Source organism: Luminiphilus syltensis NOR5-1B (genome assembly GCF_000158175.1).
Lineage (GTDB): Bacteria > Pseudomonadota > Gammaproteobacteria > Pseudomonadales > Halieaceae > Luminiphilus > Luminiphilus syltensis.
In genome coordinates, this window is sequence record NZ_DS999411.1 from 1,683,890 (window position 1) to 1,702,899 (window position 19,010).

Genomic DNA, 19,010 nt, shown 5'->3' on the forward strand with positions numbered 1-19,010 from the left:
GCTATTTCATTACTATGCGCGGGCAGGTTTGCTAGACTGCTCTACGTTTTTCACTAAGGATTTTATCAATGGCATGGAACGAGCCCGGCGGCGATAACAATCGCCCACGTGACCCCTGGGGCGGCAATGATCAGGGACCACCGGATCTGGATGAAGCCCTCAAAAAGATCAATGACCGCCTTCGCGGTCTGTTCGGTGGTAAGCCCGGTGGCGGCGGAGGTGGCGGCGGTAGTATTCCGCGCGCGGTCTTCGGTGTCATTGGCGGTGCCTTGTTGGTCGTTTGGGCCGTTATGGGCTTTTATCAGCTCGACGAGCAGGAGCGTGCGGTTGTACTCCGTTTCGGTAAGTACCACGCAACACTTCAGCCCGGCCTGCAGTGGAATCCGCCGATAATCGACCAGGTGATTACCGTCAACACCACTAAGGTCCGTTCCGCCGGTTTCCGCGAGGTGATGCTGACCAAGGACGAGAACATCGTCGAGGTGAGCATGTCGGTGCAATACATCATCGACGATCCGGAGAAATTTATTCTCGAGGTCCGCGACCCGGAGATCTCGTTACAGCACGCGGCACAGAGTGCGCTGCGTCATGTCGTCGGTGATACCACGATGGATCTCGTGCTGACCGAGGGCCGTGCGGCCATCGCCGGAGAGGTGACCCAGCGGCTACAGAATTACCTGAACAGCTACGGTACCGGCATTCTTGTTTCCAAGGTCAATATCGACGAAGGCAAGCCGCCCTCGCAGGTACAGGGCGCGTTTGATGACGTGATCAAGGCCCGCGAGGACGAGGAGCGTGTCAAGAACGAGGCGCAGTCTTATTCCAACGGTATTGTTCCCGAGGCGCGAGGTCGTGCCCAACGCGTTCTGGAAGAGGCCAGTGCTTACCGTGACCAGGTAATAGCACTGGCTGAAGGTGAGGCTGAACGGTTCACCCAGCTACTGACGGAATACCGTAAGGCCCCCGAGGTTACCCGTGAGCGCCTCTACCTCGACGCTGTACAGACGGTTTTCGCCAACACCAACAAAGTACTGGTTGATGTCGAGGGCGGAAATAACGTGATGTACCTGCCCCTCGACAAATTGGCACCGCGCACGATGGGCGGTAGCGAAGGATCATCGGGTCGCAGCGGCATCAGTGATCGCCAGATGCGCGAACTCACCGATGCTGTGGCTGAACAGCTTCGTCGTGAAGCAGAAAATGCATCCAGCCGCCGAGGAGGTCGATAATGAGTCCAAGACAACTTTGGCTCGGAATTTTGGTGGCGGTCATTTTGGTGGTCGCCAGTAACTCCATCTATATCGTCAGAGAGACAGAGCGCGGTGTTTTGCTCAAGTTCGGCGAGGTGGTTAACCCCGACATTAAGCCAGGGCTCCATTTCAAGGTTCCCTTTGTCAACAATGTCCGCATTTTTGATGGCCGGATACTAACCGTTGACTCAAGCCCCGAGCGATTTTTCACCCAGGAGAAAAAGGCGTTGATTGTCGATTCTTTCGCCAAATTCCGGGTGAAGGATACGGCGACGTTCTATACGGCGACCAACGGCGAGGAAGCTCGCGCTGCCGGCTTGCTGGCTCAGCGTATCAACAACGGCCTCCGTAACGAGGTGGCGACCCGCACCGTTCAGGAGGTGGTATCGGGTCAGCGTGATGAACTGATGTCGGCGATTATACGGCAGCTCAGCGATACCGCCTCTGACGAACTCGGTGTTGAGATCATCGACGTTCGTGTGAAAAAGATCGATCTGCCCCCTGACGTATCCGATTCGGTCTATCGCCGGATGAATGCGGAGCGGGAAAAGGAGGCGCGTGAGTTGCGCTCTCAGGGTCAGGAACTGGCTGAGGGGATCCGTGCTGCAGCCGATCGGGAAGTCACCGTCATTGCCGCGAATGCGGCGAAAGAGGCGGAGATTGTCCGCGGTGAAGGAGACGCCCGGGCGACCAGTATCTACGCGCAGGCCTTTAATGAGGACGCGGAATTTTATTCCTTCCTGCGCAGTCTGAAAGCGTACCAGGAGACCTTCCAGGGCAGCAGCGATATCATGCTGATTCAACCCGATAGCGAGTTCTTCAAATACCTGGGTGATTCCTCGGGTGAACGATCCGGTAAGTAGTGATTTGATCCGGCCTCCGTCGCAACGCGAGGGAGGCCGGCAAGCCACGCCGCTGGTTTGATGTGGTAAACTTCCGGGCGTTTGATTCACCGGACCGTTGCCGTCTCGCGACGGGGTTTTCATATGACTTCCAACAACCGCTGGCTACTGCCCGACGGCATCGATGAACTATTGCCCGAACGCGCCGCTACCGTCGAGGCGCTGCGTCGGTCACTGCTCGATACCTGTGCGTCGTGGGGCTATCAGTACGTTATTCCCCCGCTGGTAGAATTCACCGACTCCCTTTTGGTGGGCCTGGGTGCCGACCTCGACGTCCTCACCTGCAAATTCACCGACCAGTTGAGTGGCAGGACGCTGGGTGTACGCGCTGATATCACTCCCCAGGTGGCAAGAATTGATGCCCACAGCATGCCGCACGATGCGGTAACGCGTCTGTGCTACACCGGCTCAACGCTACACAGCACGGCGCAGTCGGTTATGTCAGGTCGTTCTCCGATTCAACTGGGAGCAGAGTGTTTTGGCTGCGCTGATCTCGACGCCGATCTGGAAGTGATCGAGCTGATGCTGTCGCTGCTCGGCGCGGCGCCACTGCTACTTTCACAGCACCGGGCACTCACTTTCGATATCGGCCACATCGGTGTCTATCAGGCGCTGATGGCAGATGCCGCCCTGGGTGAGGACGTCGAGCAGGCGGTCTTCGATGCGCTGCAGCGAAAGTCGGCGCCCGATTTGGCCGAGGCCTTATCACGCTGTACCGCGGATGCCGCGGCCAGTATTCAATCCCTCGCGGATTTGCACGGCGGCGTTGACGTCTTGCCCCAGGCGCGGGAGCTCCTGAGTCGATCCCCCGCAGCCCTAGCCGCGCTGGATCAGGTGGATAGCGTCGTCGCGCGGGTGAGCAAGCAGTTTCCCGGACTGGCAATTTATGTTGATCTCGCCGAGCTCCGTGGCTTTCGTTATCACACCGGCCTGGTGTTTGCCGCGTATCTCAGTGGGATCGGCGCCGCGGTGGCCAAGGGCGGCCGCTACGATAACGTCGGTGCTGTGTTTGGGCGATCGCGACCCGCTACCGGCTTCGCGATCGATGTGAAAGCGCTCGCGGCGGCAGTGGATGGTGCGACCTCCTCCGGGCAGGTGGTGCTTGCCCCATCGGCCGGTGATGAAGCCCTGTCACAGGCGATTGATCAACTCCGTGGCGAGGGGCATACCGTATTGCGGGAACTGGCGGGTAATGCCGATAGCCGTTGCTCCCATCGATTGGTTCGACAAAACGAGGCTTGGGTGGTACTGCCGCTCGATGGTGTGGAGTCCTGATGAATAAGAACGTGGTTGTACTCGGAACCCAATGGGGCGATGAGGGCAAAGGCAAAATTGTCGATTTGTTGACCGAACAGGCGGATGCCGTTGTTCGCTTTCAGGGCGGGCACAACGCCGGACATACCCTGGTGATTGACGGCGAAAAAACCGTGCTCCATGTGATTCCCTCTGGAATCCTGCGCGAGGGTGTGAGTTGTTTTATTGGCAATGGCGTGGTGCTGTCGCCCGAGGCATTGCTGAAAGAAATCGCGGAGCTTGAGGCCCGCGGTGTGCCCGTTCGCGAGCGCCTGAAGATCTCGGCGGCCTGCCCGCTGATACTGCCTTACCACGTTGCACTGGACAAAGCGCGAGAGGTTCGACGAGGCGCGCAGAAAATTGGCACCACCGGCAGAGGCATTGGGCCTGCCTACGAGGATAAAGTCGCACGACGTGGTCTCCGCCTTGGGGATATGCGCGATTTGTCTCGCTTTGAGTCGATTCTTCGTGAGGTCCTCGATTATCACAACCATGCGCTGGTTCATTATTACGGTGCCCCCGCACTCGATGCGGAGCAGGTATTAGCTCAGAGTATCTCCGAGGCGGAACAACTGCTGCCCATGATGGCTGATGTCACCAGCCTGCTTCATGATTACCGGAAAAACGGCGGTCGGCTGCTGTTTGAGGGCGCGCAGGGCTCATTGCTTGATATTGATCACGGTACTTATCCCTACGTTACCAGTTCCAACACCACAGCTGGCGGCACTGCCACGGGTTCTGGTTTCGGCCCCCTGTATCTTGACTACGTACTTGGCATCACCAAGGCCTACACCACCCGCGTGGGTTCAGGGCCGTTCCCTACCGAGTTATTTGATGCGATCGGTCAGCGTCTCGCCGAGCGGGGGCACGAGTTCGGTGCGACGACTGGGCGGGCTCGCCGCTGTGGTTGGTTTGATGCAGTGGCACTGCGCACCGCGGTAAACATCAACTCGGTCTCGGGTTTGTGTCTGACGAAGCTCGATGTGCTGGACGGATTGGAAGAAATTTCGATCTGTGTAGGCTACCAGGGCGAAGACGGTAACGCGGTACAAAATCCGGTAGATGCCAGTGACTATGAGCGCCTGACCCCCATCTATGAATCCGTGGCCGGTTGGAGTGAATCGACCTATGGGTTGAAGGAGCTCGCGCAATTACCCGCCAATGCGAGAGCCTATATTGAGCGACTCGAGACGCTCGTAGGTGCGCCGATCGACATCATCTCTACCGGCCCCGATCGTGAGGAGACCATCGTCCTGCGTCATCCCTTCGGGTAAGCTCGCGCTATGTTACTCACTACCAAGTTACTGAGCCTGTTGGTTTACCCGGTTTCACTGGGCCTGCTTCTGTTGCTGTTTTCGCTGCTGTCCCAGCTCCGGGGCAATCGAGGTGGCGCATTCTTGTGGTCTTTCCTCGCCTTTGCACTGGTGTATTTCTGTTCCACCGAATTTGGTGCCAATACCCTGATGGAGCCCCTGGAAGCGCGGTATCCCGCGTTTGCCCCTGAGGAGTTGCCCAAGGCCGAGGTGATTGTGGTCCTCGGCGGCGCCATCGATGGGGAATCTCGTTTCGGTCGGGGCGGTGATGCCACTCACGCTGCAGATCGTTTGCTCACGGCGGCTGAACTCTATGCGCGAAAAATGGCGCCTTATATGCTGTTGTCGGGCGGAGCCCCTTCGGGGCAGCGACCTGAAGCTGATTTGATGGCGGAAAAGCTCGAATTCATGGGTGTTCCCAGGAGCGCCATGCTGCTGGAACCAGCCAGTCGTACGACATTTGATAATGCGGTCAACAGTGCTGACATGCTAAACGCCAGAAATTACCGGCATATTCTCCTGGTCACCAGTGGCGCGCATATGCGCCGGGCCGTCGCCCTGTTTGAGGCCTTTGGACTGCAGGTCACGGCGGTGGCTACCGACCACCAAATCCCGCGATATGCGCCGACGGTACCAGGCTGGTTGCCTACCGCGGATCGGTTGGCCCGATCCACCCGCGCGGTGCACGAATGGGTCGGGTATTGGGTTTATGACCTGACCGGAAAATTCTAGCCAGGCGCGCCCGTAGCTCGCGCGGTCACGCCACCTGCTGTTTGAAGTCGCTGTAGTTGACTCCGGTCCAGCGGCGGAAGGCGCGATAGAAGCTGTTCACCTCAGCATAGCCCAGCTCCCAGGCAATGGTCTTCCCAGGCAACCAGCGTTCCTGTAACTGGGCTTCACATCGAATTTGGCGTGCGCGATCGAGTAACTGCTGGTAACTGGTTTCAGCTGCCCTCAGGCGCCGCCTCAGTGTCGTCGGGCTGATCCCGAGTTCATCGGCCACGGTCTCAGAGCGGAGTCGAGATAGATCGCCGCTGAGGAGCATGCGCATGATCAGGGCAGCGGTCCTGGAGCGATTCGCCGGGGGGGCGAGTTCGTTAGTGGGGCTGCTTTCACCATCGCGAGACGGCAGCTGCACCCGCGGAACAAGCGGTAGCAAAGACGGGTGGAATGAAAGTGTTTCAGTAGACGTGCCGGAATGGGGTTTATGCAACATAATCGACCTCCTTGTCGTTTGATGCGGGCGCCAGCCCTGATTGTTCGCTCCACCAGCTTTAGCTTTATACGGCTGTCCGTCGCCGACGCTGGTATCACGATGTGCCGTCTTCCTTGACGCCACACTCCGAATATACCCCGATTTTAAAAAAAATCCAGCCCTTTCCGCCGTGGGCCCCACAGTGGTTATTGGCGGTCGGCGATCAAATGGCCACCGGCATCCAGCAGTCGATTGGGTATCGGGCAGTCGATAACCGCCCCTATGGCCTTGATCAGCGTTAGTTCGGCCGGCGACAGTCGATCATCTGCCGTGGCAACCGCCTCCAGCGCCCTGAGCACATCGACTTTGAGCAGGGGGTAGCAATCAGCCAGACGATCGATGGCGCGCCCAAATTGGGCAACGCCCAAAGCCTCGGTGTCAGGCAGATCCAGGCGCATTCCCAGTGATTTCACACCGCGTTCGAAGGCCGTCCGGGTATCGTCGTCGCTGAGGGTTGCCAGCGTTCCAAGCGCTACTGCGAGGCTGTCTTTAACGAGTCTCAGCTTTCGATATCGGGGCTTTGACGGACTCACCTGGGCCAGTTCGGGATCAAGATAGTGGCGCACCAACTGATACAGGGACCACTCGAACAAAGTGATTTCGCCATCGGCACGAATCATTCCCAGCATGAGTCGCTTGAACCTACGGTACTGCGCCGGCGACATCAGCTTCAGCGCGGGCAGGCACAGCTCAACCAGCGGCAGTCGCAATTGGGGCTCCAAATCAGATAGATCTTCACCGTGTTGGGCCGCGAGATCAGACAGACCCCTGAAGCCCGCCTGATCAATCAAAGCCTGCTGCTTCTCGCTATGCCGCTCGTTACACCAGAGCAGACCCAGTAGTAGGGCCATGGCACCCAGGGGATCTTCGGCGGCGGCAATAACTCCCTCGGCGAGGCGCAGTGGGCGTTCTTCCAACGGAATCCCGACTTCCACCGCGACAGGTGCCGCGTCCAGATCTATGGGGTCCAGAAGGGTGCCGGTTACACCGGCGGCCACCAGTGCCCGGCGGGCCTGGTCCGCCCGGGATTCCCGACTGCCATCGGGTTCCAGACTGCGATGGTCAGGACGTCTGTGGATGAAATCGCCATCCCAACGGGGGTCAAGGCGTTGAATGCGCTCTGCCAACGGCGGGTGCGTGGCAAATAGCAACCAGAGCCGATGTTTTACCTGGGCAAAGAACAGATGCGAGAGCTCCTCGGCCCGCGCGCTGTGAACCAGCGTACCGGGCGTATAGCCGCCAATCACTTTGAGTGCATCGCCAATGCCGTCCGGATTGCGTGTGAATTGCACGGCGGAGGCATCCGCGAGGTACTCCTTTTGCTGGCTGACGGCGGATTTTATGAGGCCGGCAATCAATCCACCCAAATAGCCGATGACCATAAGGCCGACACCCAGTGCCAGAAGACCTGCCTGGCTTTCCCGGTTTTTTTTTCGTGTGCTGTAAACGGCACGGTGCGCGCCGCCGCGTAACAACAAGCTACCAATATCACCCATGAAGGTGATGCCGCGCATCATTGCCGCCATGCGGATGCTGAGTCGCATATCGCCATTGAGAATATGGCTGAATTCATGGCCGATGACGCCTTGCAGCTCCTCTCGGGTCAAATGCACCATGGCGCCACGGGTGATTGCGATCACCGCGTTGGCTGGCGTGATACCGGCTGCAAACGCATTGATGCCCCGTTCATCGTCGAGAATATAGAGCGGTGGGACCGGTATATTGGCGGCGAGTGCCAGCTCCTGCACGATATTCTGGGCGCGACGCTCGGCGTTGTTGTCAGAGGAGGGCAGTGCGGGGCGGGCTCCCAGCGCCTCCGCCACAGGCTTTCCACCCTCTGCAAAACGCCACCAATTCACCGCGACGACGCTGCCGATGATGGCTGAAACCGCGAGGCCGCAGGTCGCGAAGAGTGACCAGTCGATAGTGGCCATGATGCCGGCCAGTGGGCTCCCTTGGGTGTGTTGCATCTCCTGATAGAACAGAGTGCCCATGACGAGCAGATTTACCAGGGTTATCAGGGCTATGACCGCAAGAATAAAAAGCAGGACCAGTAGCCGGGTATTGCGCCGGGCCAGGTCCTGTTCGCGAAAGAAATCCAATGGGCAGCCAGGCAGTGCCCAGGTTTAGGAGAAGCTGACTGTCGGTGCCGCCTGAATAGCGGCGCTGTCTTCAAATTCCAGTAGTTCGGCATCGGTTCGGTGGCCGAAGAATCCGGCAAACAGTACAGGCGGAAAGCTCTGGCGATAGGTGTTGTAGGCCATCACCGCATCGTTAAAGCCCTGTCGGGCAAAGGACACCCGATTTTCTGTGGTCGTAATCTCCTCCGAGAGCTGCTGCATGTTTGCACTCGCTTTCAGGTCGGGGTAGGCCTCCATAACGACGTTGAGCTTGCCTAGTGCTCCGGTCAACGCGGTTTCGGCGCCGGCAAGTTTGCCAATCGAGGCATTATCAATGTTGCCGCCGCCGAGGCTTTGCAGAATGGATGACGCTTCGTTTCGTGCCTCGATCACTGCCTCGAGCGTCTCCCGCTCGTGGTTCAGGTAACCCTTGGCGGTTTCAACTAAGTTGGGGATGAGGTCGTGACGCCGTTTTAACTGTACTTCGATCTGCGCGAAAGCATTCTTGTAACGGTTGGCGAGTGTCACGAGCTGGTTGTAAATCGAGATGATGATCACGGCCACCACAAACAGGGTGACCAGTATGCCGATGCCGAAATTGCTCATTTTTCAACTCCTCCCAGGTTCTGCCGGTCATTGTAGCCCCAGCCTACCCCGTCCCAGTAGATCTTTTTGGCTCCCAGATTTACCGCGTGATCTACACGTGCTTCAGCGCACTGTTTCACGGTATGATCCGAGGATGACTTCTCTACTTCCCGGAGAAATCCTTGCTGCGGTTTGCTGGTTACTATGACTGAAGAGTCCATCTTCGACGAGATGTGGGGGCGCGATGAGCGTCTTCGCCGTCCTTACAAGCGTTTTAACGATTGGCTTGAGAAAGAGGACTCAAAAACGCTTCGCGCCAAACAGCGCGAGGCCGATGATTTATTTCGCCTGACCGGTATTACGTTCAACGTTTATGGCCGTGCAGAAGCCGAAGAGCGCCTGATTCCTTTCGATATCGTTCCCCGAATTATCACCGGTCGGGAGTGGCAGCGATTGAGTCGTGGTATCGAGCAGCGTGTTCGCGCCATCAATGCTTTCCTCTACGATATTTATCATCGTCAGGAAATTGTTCGCGCCGGTCGTATTCCCGAGGAAATGATCAGCAACAATGCGGCTTTTCTGCCGCAAATGCTTGGTGTGAACCCTCCTGGAGGTGTTTATACACATATTGTAGGCATCGACCTGGTCAGAACCGGTCCGGACCAGTTTTATGTCTTGGAAGACAACGCCAGAACGCCCTCGGGTGTGAGCTACATGCTCGAAAACCGCGAGACCATGCTGCAGATGTTTCCCGAACTATTCCTCAAAAATCGTGTGCAGCCCGTGGAAAACTATCCTGGCGACCTGCGTCGCTCTCTGGCCGCCTGTGCGCCGAGTGGTGCTGCTGATGCTCCCGTTGTTGCGGTTTTAACGCCCGGTATCTTTAACTCGGCCTACTACGAGCACGCATTTTTGGCCGATCAAATGGGCGTCGAACTGGTTGAAGGCCATGATTTGCGCATTGTCGATGGCCGTGTGGCGATGCGTACTACCCGCGGTTATCAGCCGATCGACGTGATTTATCGTCGAATCGATGATGATTTCCTCGATCCGCTCAATTTCAACCCCGAGAGTCAGCTTGGTGTGCCCGGGATTATGGATGTTTATCGCGCGGGCCGGATTACCATTGCCAATGCACCGGGGACCGGTATTGCCGACGACAAGGCGATCTACAGTTACATGCCGGAGATTGTTGAATTTTATACCGGTGAGCAGCCCATACTCGAGAACGTGCCAACCTGGCGCTGCTCGGAGCCGGATGCTCTCGCTTATGTCCTTGATCATTTGAGTGAACTGGTGGTGAAGGAAGTCCACGGTTCGGGCGGTTATGGCATGTTGATTGGCCCTACGGCGACCAAGAAAGATCTGGCGGCGTTCCGCAACAAACTGAAAGCGCGGCCGTCCAATTACATCGCGCAACCGACGCTGTCGCTATCGACGGTTCCCGTGTTTACCAACCGCGGTCTTGCACCGCGTCATGTCGATCTCAGGCCCTATGTTCTGGTCAGCCCAGGGGGTATCCGTATTACACCTGGGGGGTTGACGCGGGTGGCGCTGAAGAAGGGCTCGCTGGTGGTGAATAGCTCGCAGGGTGGTGGAACCAAAGACACCTGGGTTCTGGAAGACTGATGCTGGGTAAAACTGCGAATGGTCTGTTTTGGATGTATCGGTTGCTCGAGCGCGCCGACTGCACCGCACGACTGGTCGAGACTGGCCAGCGAATCGCGCTGACCCGTTCGGGTACCCGAGACGATGAATGGCGTTCAGTATTACTCTCGGCAGGGAGTTTTGAGGGTTTCAGGAAGTACGAGGAGGACCTGACCAAGACGGCCGCGGTGGACTGGCTGATGCGGTCCAAGGACAACCCGTCCTCGGTACTCTCCTGCATCTCTAATGCGCGCCAGAATGCAAGAATGGTGCGTACGGCATTAACCCCCGAAGTCTGGGAGGCCACCAACTACGCGTATATGCGGGTTCGTGAGCTGCTTGCGCGAAAGCTCAGTGAGCGCGAGGTGCCACCGGTGCTCGATAAGGTCCGCGACCTGGCTTCTCTTGTGCAGGGCGCGACACACAACACCATGTTGCGTAATGACATCTACGATTTCACCCAGTTGGGCACTTTTCTGGAGCGTGCCGATAACACGGCTCGCATTCTCGATGTGAAATACTACGTGCTGTTGCCTTCGGTTGCTGCGGTTGGATCCTCCCTCGATAACGTGCAGTGGGATACTATTTTGCGATCGGTATCTGCCCATGGTGGATTCAGGATGCAGCACAGTAGCGCGGTGGGGCCCCGGGAGATTGCCCGCTTTGTCATTCTCGACAAGCAAATGCCACGAAGTCTGGCATTTTGTGCCCGGCGCTTGCGCCGAAACCTTGAAAGACTGCGTGACCAATACGGGTTAGTGAAGCCCTCGCTAGCCATGGCGAGCGACCTCGATGAGTTTTATAACGTCAACGATATCGATACCATTTTTGAGTTCGGCCTGCATGAGCATACGCAACAGACACTCGGTGAGATAACGGCTCTCGGGTTTCAAATTGAACAGGACTACCGATTCTATGAGTAATTGATGCGCCTGAAGATTCGCCATGAGACCCGATATCATTTTGATTCGCCGGTGACCTACGCCTTACAGCAATTGCGTAAGACGCCGCGAAATATCAATGGACAGCAGGTCCTGTCCTGGAGCACGACGATCGAGGGTGGGGCCAAGGAGCTTATTTTCGAGGATCACCACCGCAACATCGTCGAGTTGATCAGTTTTGGTAGCGACACTCACGAGATGATTGTCACCAGTGAAGGTGAGGTTGAGCGGGAAGACATCCACGGTATAACCGGCAAGCAAAGTGCACCGGCACCGATGTGGTATTTCCTGAAACCGACCACCCTGACACGTTGTGGTCCCGGTATTCGTGCACTTGTTAAACAATTCAAGGGAATGGAAGGGCTGGAGGCGATGCACGCGTTGTCGGTGGCGGTGCGCGATGCCGTGGCCTACGAGAAAAAGGTGTCATTAATGGAATGGGACGCAGAGGCAGTTCTGGCCGAGGGCCGCGGGGTCTGTCAGGATCACGCCCACGTTTTTATAGCCGCTGCGCGAGAAATGGGCTATCCGGCAAGATACATATCGGGCTATCTCAGCCTGGATGGTATGGAAGACCAGGAGGCCATGCATGCCTGGGTCGAGGCCTTTGTGGGCGATCTCGGCTGGGTGGGGTTCGACGTTTCCAATGTTATTTCTCCTGACAAACGTTATGTCACGGTCGCCGTCGGCAACGACTATAGCGAAGCGGCGCCGGTCCGCGGAATGCAAATCGGAGGCGAGGGTGAGACCCTTACCGTCGATATTAGTGTGACGCAGCAGTGAGGGAACTGCGGCGATGACTTATTGCGTTGGAATGCAGCTTGATCAGGGCCTGGTATTTATGTCCGATACCCGCACCAATGCCGGGTTCGACAACATATCCGCCTATCGAAAAATGCACATCTGGGAGGCTCCCGGAGAGCGGGTAATCACCCTCGTGGCGGCGGGTAACCTCGCGACCACTCAAGCCGTGCTGAGCCTGCTCGATGATCGCACCCGCCCCACAGCTGAGCGCGAGCCCAGTCTGCTCAACGTGCCTTCCATGTTTCAGGCGGCGCGTCTGGTCGGGGATACCCTGGTCTCTGTTATTGAGCAACACAAAGGTTCTGGTCAGTCCGCCGACAGCGCCTTTTCGGCGACGTTTATTCTCGGTGGGCAGATTTTGGGTGGGCCGCCTCGCCTGTTTCTCATTTATCCTGAAGGTAACTTTATCGAGGCCGGCACCGATACCCCGTTTTTCCAGATTGGCGAGATGAAGTACGGCCGCCCGATTCTGGTGAGGGCCTACGATCCCGCGCTGTCTTTTGATGAAGCGATGAAACTGCTGCTGGTCAGTTTTGATTCCACGGTCAAGGCAAACCTGACCGTCGGTGCGCCTTTCGATTACCATTTCTACCGCGCGGGCAGCCTGAACTGCGGCCATGTTGGCCGTGTTGAAGCGGACGACCCGGTGGCGCGAAGCATCGCGGATGTCTGGAGCGAGGAGTTGAAGCGAGCTATTGAGAGCCTGCCCGACTACAAGATATCGGATTCCGAGGCGGCTCCAAGCTGCGCCTTTGGCAGTTCCGCCTTTATTACTCGCAAGGTGTCCACTAGCGAGTAGTCAATTCAGCAGCCCCGCTTCAAAGGGAACAAGAGTCTGCGCAGAGCTGCCTCGATATCGCCACGCGTGGCCGATCGGCGATGACCGAATTTCTGGAGATGCCATGACCCTACAACGCGTGGAAACAGCAGCATTTAGCGATCAAAAGCCCGGCACCTCGGGGCTTAGAAAGGCGGTATCTGTTTTTCAGCAGCCTCATTACCTCGAAAATTTTGTCCAGAGCGTCTTTTCTACTCTCGGGCAATGCGAAGGCCAAACCCTGATCGTTGGCGGTGACGGTCGCTATTTAAACGACCAGGCCATTCAGCGGATCGTCAGCCTTGCGGCGGGTAATCGATTTGCTCGGGTGCTTGTCGGGCGCCATGGCATTCTATCTACCCCTGCAGCGTCGCATCTTATTCGAGAGTATGGCGCCTGTGGTGGCATCATTTTGTCGGCGAGCCACAACCCGGGTGGCCCTGACGGTGATTTTGGTATCAAGTTCAATGCCGCCAATGGCGGGCCTGCAACCGAGCAGATGACTGCCGCGATCCACAGTGCATCGCTAACTATCGATCACTACTGGCGAGTTGATATGCCGGCGATGTCGATTGATGAACTGGCGACTGTTCAGGTGGGTGAGACCCGCGTCGAGGTCATCGATCCGGTCGCGGCTTACGCAGACCTTATGGCCTCACTGTTCAATTTCGAGGCTATTGCGGCATTGCTGAGCGCGCCAGGTTTCAGGATGCGCTTTGACGCCATGCATGCGGTTACCGGTCCCTATGCCATCGAGATTTTCGAGCGACGGCTGGGAGCAGCCGGGGGTACGGTCATCAATGCCATACCACTTCCCGATTTTGGCGGCGGTCACCCCGACCCCAATCAAGTCCACGCTGCAGGTCTGGTGGCCCTGTGCTCAGGGGACGATGCGCTGCAGTTTGGCGCAGCCTCTGATGGTGATGGCGATCGAAACATGGTGCTGGGCGAGAATTTTTATCTGAACCCCTGCGACAGTCTTGCCGTGCTCGCCGCCAATGCAACGCTGGTCCCTGCCTATGCAGATGGCATTGCCGGGGTAGCGCGCTCTATGCCGACGAGTAGAGCGGTTGATCGCGTCGCCGATCATCTTGGTGTCCCGGTTTTCGAAACACCCACGGGTTGGAAGTTCTTTGGCAATTTACTCGATGCCGGTCGAATTACTCTCTGTGGCGAGGAGAGCTTTGGTACCGGGTCGGATCACGTTCGTGAGAAGGACGGAATCTGGGCGGTGTTGTTCTGGCTCAATTTGATTGCGGCGCGAGAGCAATCATTGGCGGCGATTGTGCGGGACCACTGGGCGCAGTATGGCCGGGATTATTTCACCCGACACGATTACGAAGGCATTGATAGTGATGCTGCCGGCACCATGATAAAAGGCTTGATTGATGTGTTACCCAACCTGAGGGGCAAGGACATCAATGGTTTGCAAATCATCGATGCGGACGAATTCGCGTATCGGGATCCCGTCGACGATTCGTTGTCTCAGGGTCAGGGGGTGCGGATTTTTTTCAATGATGGAGGTCGTCTGGTGGTTCGCCTATCGGGTACTGGCACGCAGGGTGCCACCCTTCGCCTTTATTTTGACCGCCACGTTGACGGCTCAGGTCGGTTGAATGCCGATCCGCAACAGGTTCTCGCGCCATTGATCAATGCGGCGGAAGATCTATTATCCATCGAGAATACCACCGGACTGGATACACCCAGTCTGATTACCTAGGTAGACTATGGCGGCTCCGCCGGCACGGCACCGGATTACGCGAGCAGTTCAAAGGACAGTCGTCTGCCTCACCGACTTCAAAACAGAGGAGCTACTGGCCCGAAGCATCGCTGCCAGGACGCGGATCGTCCGAGTGGCGCCGGGCAAAGACGAAGGCTTTGCGAATATCCTGCGCGACGTAATACAGGGTGGGGACCAGGAACAGGGTGACGGCTGTAGAGAAGAAAATTCCAAACGCGACCGATGTTGCCATGGGCTTGACGAACTGCGCCTGAATCGAGGTCTCAAGCTGTATCGGCAGCAGACCGATGAAGGTGGTCAGCGAAGTGAGGATCACTGCGCGGAAACGTGTTGGACCCGCTTCCAGCACCGCCGACTTCCAGTCATGGCCCTCATCGATGTAATGGTTAATGAAATCCACCATGACAAGGCTGTCATTGACGACTACACCAACCAAGCCAATGATCCCGATGGCTGACAGAATGCTTACGTCCATCCCCAGAATCAGATGTCCAAGGAAAGCACCGGTGACACCGAAAGGAATCACCGACATGATCAGCAAGGGCTCGATATAACTTTTGAGTGGAATCGCCAGCGCCGCATAGATCAATAACAACACCAGAATGCCGCCGTAAAGCAGGCCTTTGGAGGTGTCCCGCTGTTCTTCGACCTCGCCGGCAACTTCGTAGCGAACCGAGGGGTGCCGACTCAGAATCTCCGGCAGCAGCGAGCTTTCGACAAGGCGCATGACCTCGCTGGACGCGGTCAGTGTTTTATCGATATCGGCACGCACGTTAACCACGCGGGACAGGTCGATCCGATTAATGACACTGAGCCCCGACTGCTCGCGCGCGTTGCCCACGACCGAAAACGGTACCCGGCGTCCATCGGGAAGGTTAATCCACAGGGAGTTCAGGGTTTCAACCTGACTGCGATCCTCTTCAGGAAGGCGCACGTAGACGCGCACTTCGTCGCGACCGCGCTGCACGCGCTGCACTTCGGCGCCAAAGAAAGCCTGACGTACCTGTCGCGCGAGTTCGACATCGCTCAGGCCAAGAGCCTCACCTTCGTTGGTGACCTTGATATCCAGCTCGCGACCACCGGCGTTAAAGCTGTCGCGGATGTCGCGGACACCTGTGATTTGTGCGAGTTGCAGCTTCAGTTCGCTGGCGGCCTGGCGAAGTTGTTCGAGATCTCGCCCGGAAAGCTGGATGTCAATGGGCGTCCCCCCTGGGCCCGCCGCCGCGTTCAACTGAAAAGACCGCACACCCTCAAGACGTCCGAGCGCATCGCGCAGCCACTGTCCCAGCTCGCCCGAGTCGATATCCCGTTCCTCGCTAACGATCAGCTCGATCTCGATCGAGGCCGACGTATCGGATTCGGAGAGGACGGCAAGCGTTTTGATGACATCCCGACCCTCCGGATCCTGATCGCGAAAGCGTTCATTCATGACACCGGCGGCATCGCTGATCTCCCGCGCGTATCGATGAGTTTTCTGCCAAGGGGTGCCCTGCGGCATTTCGAGGGAGATCGAAATAAAATCTGACGGTACTGATGGGAAAAAGGTAACCCGTAAAATGCCTGATGGAATCAGCGACAGGCAGATGATCAGACCCGCAAGAAACAGTGCCACCGTGGTGTAGCGATTACCTACGGCCAGGGAAAGTAAACGACGGTAGGGGCCCTGAGCGACGGCAATCATGGTTTGTGCAATACCATTCTGCCACTGCTTGATGCGCCCTGGATTTTTTTGTTCCTTGTGGAGCTTGATATGACGCAGGTGTGCGGGCAGTACCAGTTTGGTTTCAACCAGCGAAAACAACACACAAAGAATGACCACCCAGCCCAGTTGCGAGAGGATCCGCGCAAAGCCCTCGGTGAGAAACAGACTGGGTCCAAAGGCTACCGCGGTTGTCAGTGCACCAAAAATGGTGGCGGTCGCGACCCGGTGAACTCCACCGATGACACTGTCCAGACCGGATCCACCGCGCTCAATACTCGAATACACACTTTCGGCAGTGACGATGGCATCGTCGACCAACAAACCCAGTACAAGTATAAATCCGAACACCGACAGCACATTGATGGAGACAGGCAGTCCCAATAACTGAATGGTGGCAAGACAGCCGAGAACGGCGAAAGGCAGTCCGATGACCACCCAGAAAGCGAGGGCAAGATCGAGGAACAGGGCCAGCGCAATAATCACCAGAACGGCGCCCTGTGCCGCATTGCGTAACATCAGGTTAATCCGGCCGCGCAATACTCGACTAGCGTCACCCCACGCTTCTATATTCACACCCTGTGGTAGCTGTAACTGTTTCTCGGCGACGTATTCGCGCAGCCGTCGGGTGATATCGAGTACGTTCTGGTCGCCCACGCGATCGATAACAAAGGTGAGGCCCGGCTCGCCATTGATCAGCGACAGCACCGGCTGGTCGGTGAAGCCATCGCGGATATCGGCAATATCTCCCAGTCGGAGACTGGTGCCATCGGTGCGGCTGATCAGGGTCATTTGTGAAAAGTCGCGCCCGACGTAGGCCTGGGAGCTTGATCGCAGCGATATGGAACCGCCATCGGTGCGAAGCTGGCCTCCGGGCAAGTCCTGGGATTGCTGTTGGATGATCCTGACCACGTCATCGAAGGTCAGGTTATAGCGGCGCAGTTTCTCGTCCGAGAGCTCAATGGAGATCTCGTAGTCCCGCTCACCCGATACATCGATTTCGGATATATCACCCAGCGCGAGAATTTCCTCGCGCACCTGTTCACCGAGTTCTTTCAGTTTTGTCGGGTCGATATCGCCGGCAAGACTGACCCGCATCGCGCGACTGGTGGATTCCACCTCCTCAACAATGGGCTCCTCGGCATCCCGGGGGAAAGATGAAATACCATCTACCCGAACCTTGGCGAGGTTGACGGCCTTGGCCATATCGCTGCCCGGTTCCATGAGAACGGTGACGATACCGACGCTTTCCCGGGCCTCACTGCGTATTTCCTTGATGCCGATGATGTCACGCACGGCTTCCTCAATACGCAGAATAATACCGCGCTCAACCTCCTCGGGTGAGCTGCCGGGGTAGGGCACTGTTACCGTAAAAGTCTCGGTTGGGAACGTTGGAAAGACCTCTTTGTCCAGGGTCTGGATCGCGAACAGGCCTGTCACGGCAACGATCACCAGGAGCAGGTTGGCGGCTACCGGGTTGGCGGCCATCCAGGCTACGGGGCCCGTTCGTTTTACGCCATTGTCGTTATTCATTGGCAATCGCTACTGCCAGCCCGTCAAACATCAGGTCCAGCCGCGTGACGACGACGCGATCACCATTGACGAGGCCCGAAGTCACCAGGGCGCCCTGTCGATTGATGCGCGCCACGGTGACCGGATGGCGCACCAATTGGCCGTCTTCAAAAAGAAATACATCGTTATCACCGTGCAGAGCGGCCGTGGGTATAAGCACCGCCTCGGCGACCTCGCTGCCCAGGATCTCCGCGCGGACAAACATACCAAATCGCAGTGGGTAGTCCCCTGACTTTGGTTCCAGCGGGGTCGGTACTTCGACGATCGCGGGATAAACCCGGGTCTGGTCATCAATACGCGCTTCGATACGCGCCAGCGTCCCCGTCCAGACGGAGCCATCGGCCCTCGACTCATCAGTGAGCAGGACGCTTTGCCCGCGCTCACTGTTAATGAAGCCAATATCCTGAGGGGCTATTGGCAGGCGCACCTCGGCAATTGAGGTGCCGAGCAGCGTTCCTATCGTTGACCCCACGGTGACGAATTCGCCGGTCTCGACGGAGCGGGTGTCTACGACGGCGTCGAACGGCGCTTGATTTCCGTATTGGCCAGATCGCGCTCGGCGCGATCGATTCGCGCCTCCGCAGCGTCGACCGCAGCGGAAGCCTCCTCGATTCGCGCGGTTTGTCGAAGGGCCCTGGCATCAGCCAGGGAAAGTTTGGCGCTCGCCAGTGCCTGACGCCCCTCCGCCAGCGCCAGTTGGTAGTCAGTGGGGTCCAGTTTCAATAATGGTGCGCCTGCGCTCACCATGGCTCCCGTTTCGAATGCCGGTGAGCGCCACAGAATCGTACCGGTGACTCGCGCGGAAAGCTCAACGCGATGTTTTGCCGTGACATTGCCGTGGGCAGTGACCGTTACCTCGACAGTGGAGAGCGAGATGGACTGGACTTTCACCAATGGGGGAGGTGTTTCCACACTTCGCGCTTCGAGTTGTGGTCGGCTCTTGACCATCAGGATGGCAATAAAAACCGCTACAACGACAATCGCAATCGGTTTAATCACCCGGAGAAATTTTTTCATCACTACTGGCATCCCGGTGAGGCTCAGGTTTACGAAAACGGCGGAGCGGACGAT

General features: G+C 57.4%; 16 protein-coding genes. 10 read left to right on the forward strand and 6 right to left on the reverse strand.

Translation table 11 applies throughout. The annotated features are described in order from the left end of the window. The first annotated feature begins 68 nt into the window (after window positions 1–68). The 5 genes from hflK to NOR51B_RS07550 all read left to right on the forward strand — a co-directional run bounded on the left by hflK (window position 69) and on the right by NOR51B_RS07550 (window position 5,490). Window positions 69–1,229, forward strand: coding sequence for an FtsH protease activity modulator HflK (gene hflK / locus NOR51B_RS07530; RefSeq protein WP_009020415.1), 1,161 nt, complete (start codon window positions 69–71; stop codon window positions 1,227–1,229). Next, a complete protein-coding gene (hflC, locus tag NOR51B_RS07535; protein ID WP_040481918.1) occupies window positions 1,229–2,113 on the forward strand; it encodes a protease modulator HflC in 885 nt (294 codons plus the stop codon). The genes hflK and hflC overlap by 1 nt, the downstream gene beginning before the upstream one ends. 123 nt (window positions 2,114–2,236) lie before the next feature. Then, window positions 2,237–3,427 carry an ATP phosphoribosyltransferase regulatory subunit gene (locus NOR51B_RS07540; protein WP_009020692.1) on the forward strand — a complete coding sequence of 397 codons (1,191 nt, stop codon included), beginning with the start codon at window positions 2,237–2,239 and terminating at the stop codon, window positions 3,425–3,427. Then, complete coding sequence (locus NOR51B_RS07545) at window positions 3,427–4,719, forward strand: adenylosuccinate synthase (protein ID WP_009021411.1); 1,293 nt, start codon at window positions 3,427–3,429, stop codon at window positions 4,717–4,719. The genes NOR51B_RS07540 and NOR51B_RS07545 overlap by 1 nt, the downstream gene beginning before the upstream one ends. Before the next feature lie 9 nt (window positions 4,720–4,728). Beyond that, on the forward strand, window positions 4,729–5,490 hold the full coding sequence (locus NOR51B_RS07550) for a YdcF family protein (RefSeq protein WP_009019805.1): 762 nt from the start codon (window positions 4,729–4,731) through the stop codon (window positions 5,488–5,490). A gap of 25 nt (window positions 5,491–5,515) precedes the next feature. Here the strand turns inward: NOR51B_RS07550 and NOR51B_RS15520 are convergent, their stop codons facing one another. From NOR51B_RS15520 to NOR51B_RS07565, 3 genes are all read right to left on the reverse strand, one after another. Next, window positions 5,516–5,974 carry a helix-turn-helix domain-containing protein gene (locus NOR51B_RS15520; protein ID WP_195891483.1) on the reverse strand — a complete coding sequence of 153 codons (459 nt, stop codon included), beginning with the start codon at window positions 5,972–5,974 and terminating at the stop codon, window positions 5,516–5,518. A gap of 185 nt (window positions 5,975–6,159) precedes the next feature. Further along, window positions 6,160–8,115, reverse strand: coding sequence for a M48 family metallopeptidase (locus NOR51B_RS07560; protein ID WP_009020780.1), 1,956 nt, complete (start codon window positions 8,113–8,115; stop codon window positions 6,160–6,162). 24 nt (window positions 8,116–8,139) lie between these two features. Beyond that, window positions 8,140–8,739 carry a LemA family protein gene (locus NOR51B_RS07565; protein WP_009021313.1) on the reverse strand — a complete coding sequence of 200 codons (600 nt, stop codon included), beginning with the start codon at window positions 8,737–8,739 and terminating at the stop codon, window positions 8,140–8,142. 183 nt (window positions 8,740–8,922) lie between these two features. On the opposite strand from NOR51B_RS07565, the gene NOR51B_RS07570 reads away from it, so the two are divergent. The 5 genes from NOR51B_RS07570 to NOR51B_RS07590 all read left to right on the forward strand — a co-directional run bounded on the left by NOR51B_RS07570 (window position 8,923) and on the right by NOR51B_RS07590 (window position 14,647). After that, window positions 8,923–10,347: a circularly permuted type 2 ATP-grasp protein gene (locus NOR51B_RS07570; protein ID WP_009020112.1), complete on the forward strand. Its 1,425-nt coding sequence runs from the start codon at window positions 8,923–8,925 to the stop codon at window positions 10,345–10,347. Then, the gene (locus NOR51B_RS07575) at window positions 10,347–11,288 is read left to right on the forward strand and encodes an alpha-E domain-containing protein (RefSeq protein WP_009021572.1); all 942 of its coding nucleotides are present in this window, start codon (window positions 10,347–10,349) and stop codon (window positions 11,286–11,288) included. The genes NOR51B_RS07570 and NOR51B_RS07575 overlap by 1 nt, the downstream gene beginning before the upstream one ends. A gap of 3 nt (window positions 11,289–11,291) precedes the next feature. Then, a complete protein-coding gene (locus NOR51B_RS07580) occupies window positions 11,292–12,089 on the forward strand; it encodes a transglutaminase family protein (protein WP_009020709.1) in 798 nt (265 codons plus the stop codon). A gap of 13 nt (window positions 12,090–12,102) precedes the next feature. Next, a complete protein-coding gene (locus tag NOR51B_RS07585) occupies window positions 12,103–12,909 on the forward strand; it encodes a peptidase (RefSeq protein ID WP_230198426.1) in 807 nt (268 codons plus the stop codon). A gap of 103 nt (window positions 12,910–13,012) precedes the next feature. Next, complete coding sequence (locus NOR51B_RS07590; protein ID WP_009021667.1) at window positions 13,013–14,647, forward strand: alpha-D-glucose phosphate-specific phosphoglucomutase; 1,635 nt, start codon at window positions 13,013–13,015, stop codon at window positions 14,645–14,647. 91 nt (window positions 14,648–14,738) lie between these two features. On the opposite strand, the gene NOR51B_RS07595 is transcribed toward NOR51B_RS07590, so the two are convergent. The 3 genes from NOR51B_RS07595 to NOR51B_RS07605 are packed head-to-tail and all read right to left on the reverse strand — an operon-like array spanning window position 14,739 to window position 18,956. Continuing rightward, window positions 14,739–17,900, reverse strand: coding sequence for an efflux RND transporter permease subunit (locus NOR51B_RS07595; RefSeq protein ID WP_009019343.1), 3,162 nt, complete (start codon window positions 17,898–17,900; stop codon window positions 14,739–14,741). After that, complete coding sequence (locus NOR51B_RS07600) at window positions 17,893–18,411, reverse strand: efflux RND transporter periplasmic adaptor subunit (protein ID WP_009019897.1); 519 nt, start codon at window positions 18,409–18,411, stop codon at window positions 17,893–17,895. The genes NOR51B_RS07595 and NOR51B_RS07600 overlap by 8 nt, the downstream gene beginning before the upstream one ends. Before the next feature lie 35 nt (window positions 18,412–18,446). Then, window positions 18,447–18,956, reverse strand: a complete 510-nt coding sequence (locus NOR51B_RS07605; protein WP_040481919.1) for an efflux RND transporter periplasmic adaptor subunit — start codon at window positions 18,954–18,956, stop codon at window positions 18,447–18,449. Window positions 18,957–19,010: the final 54 nt, after the last annotated feature.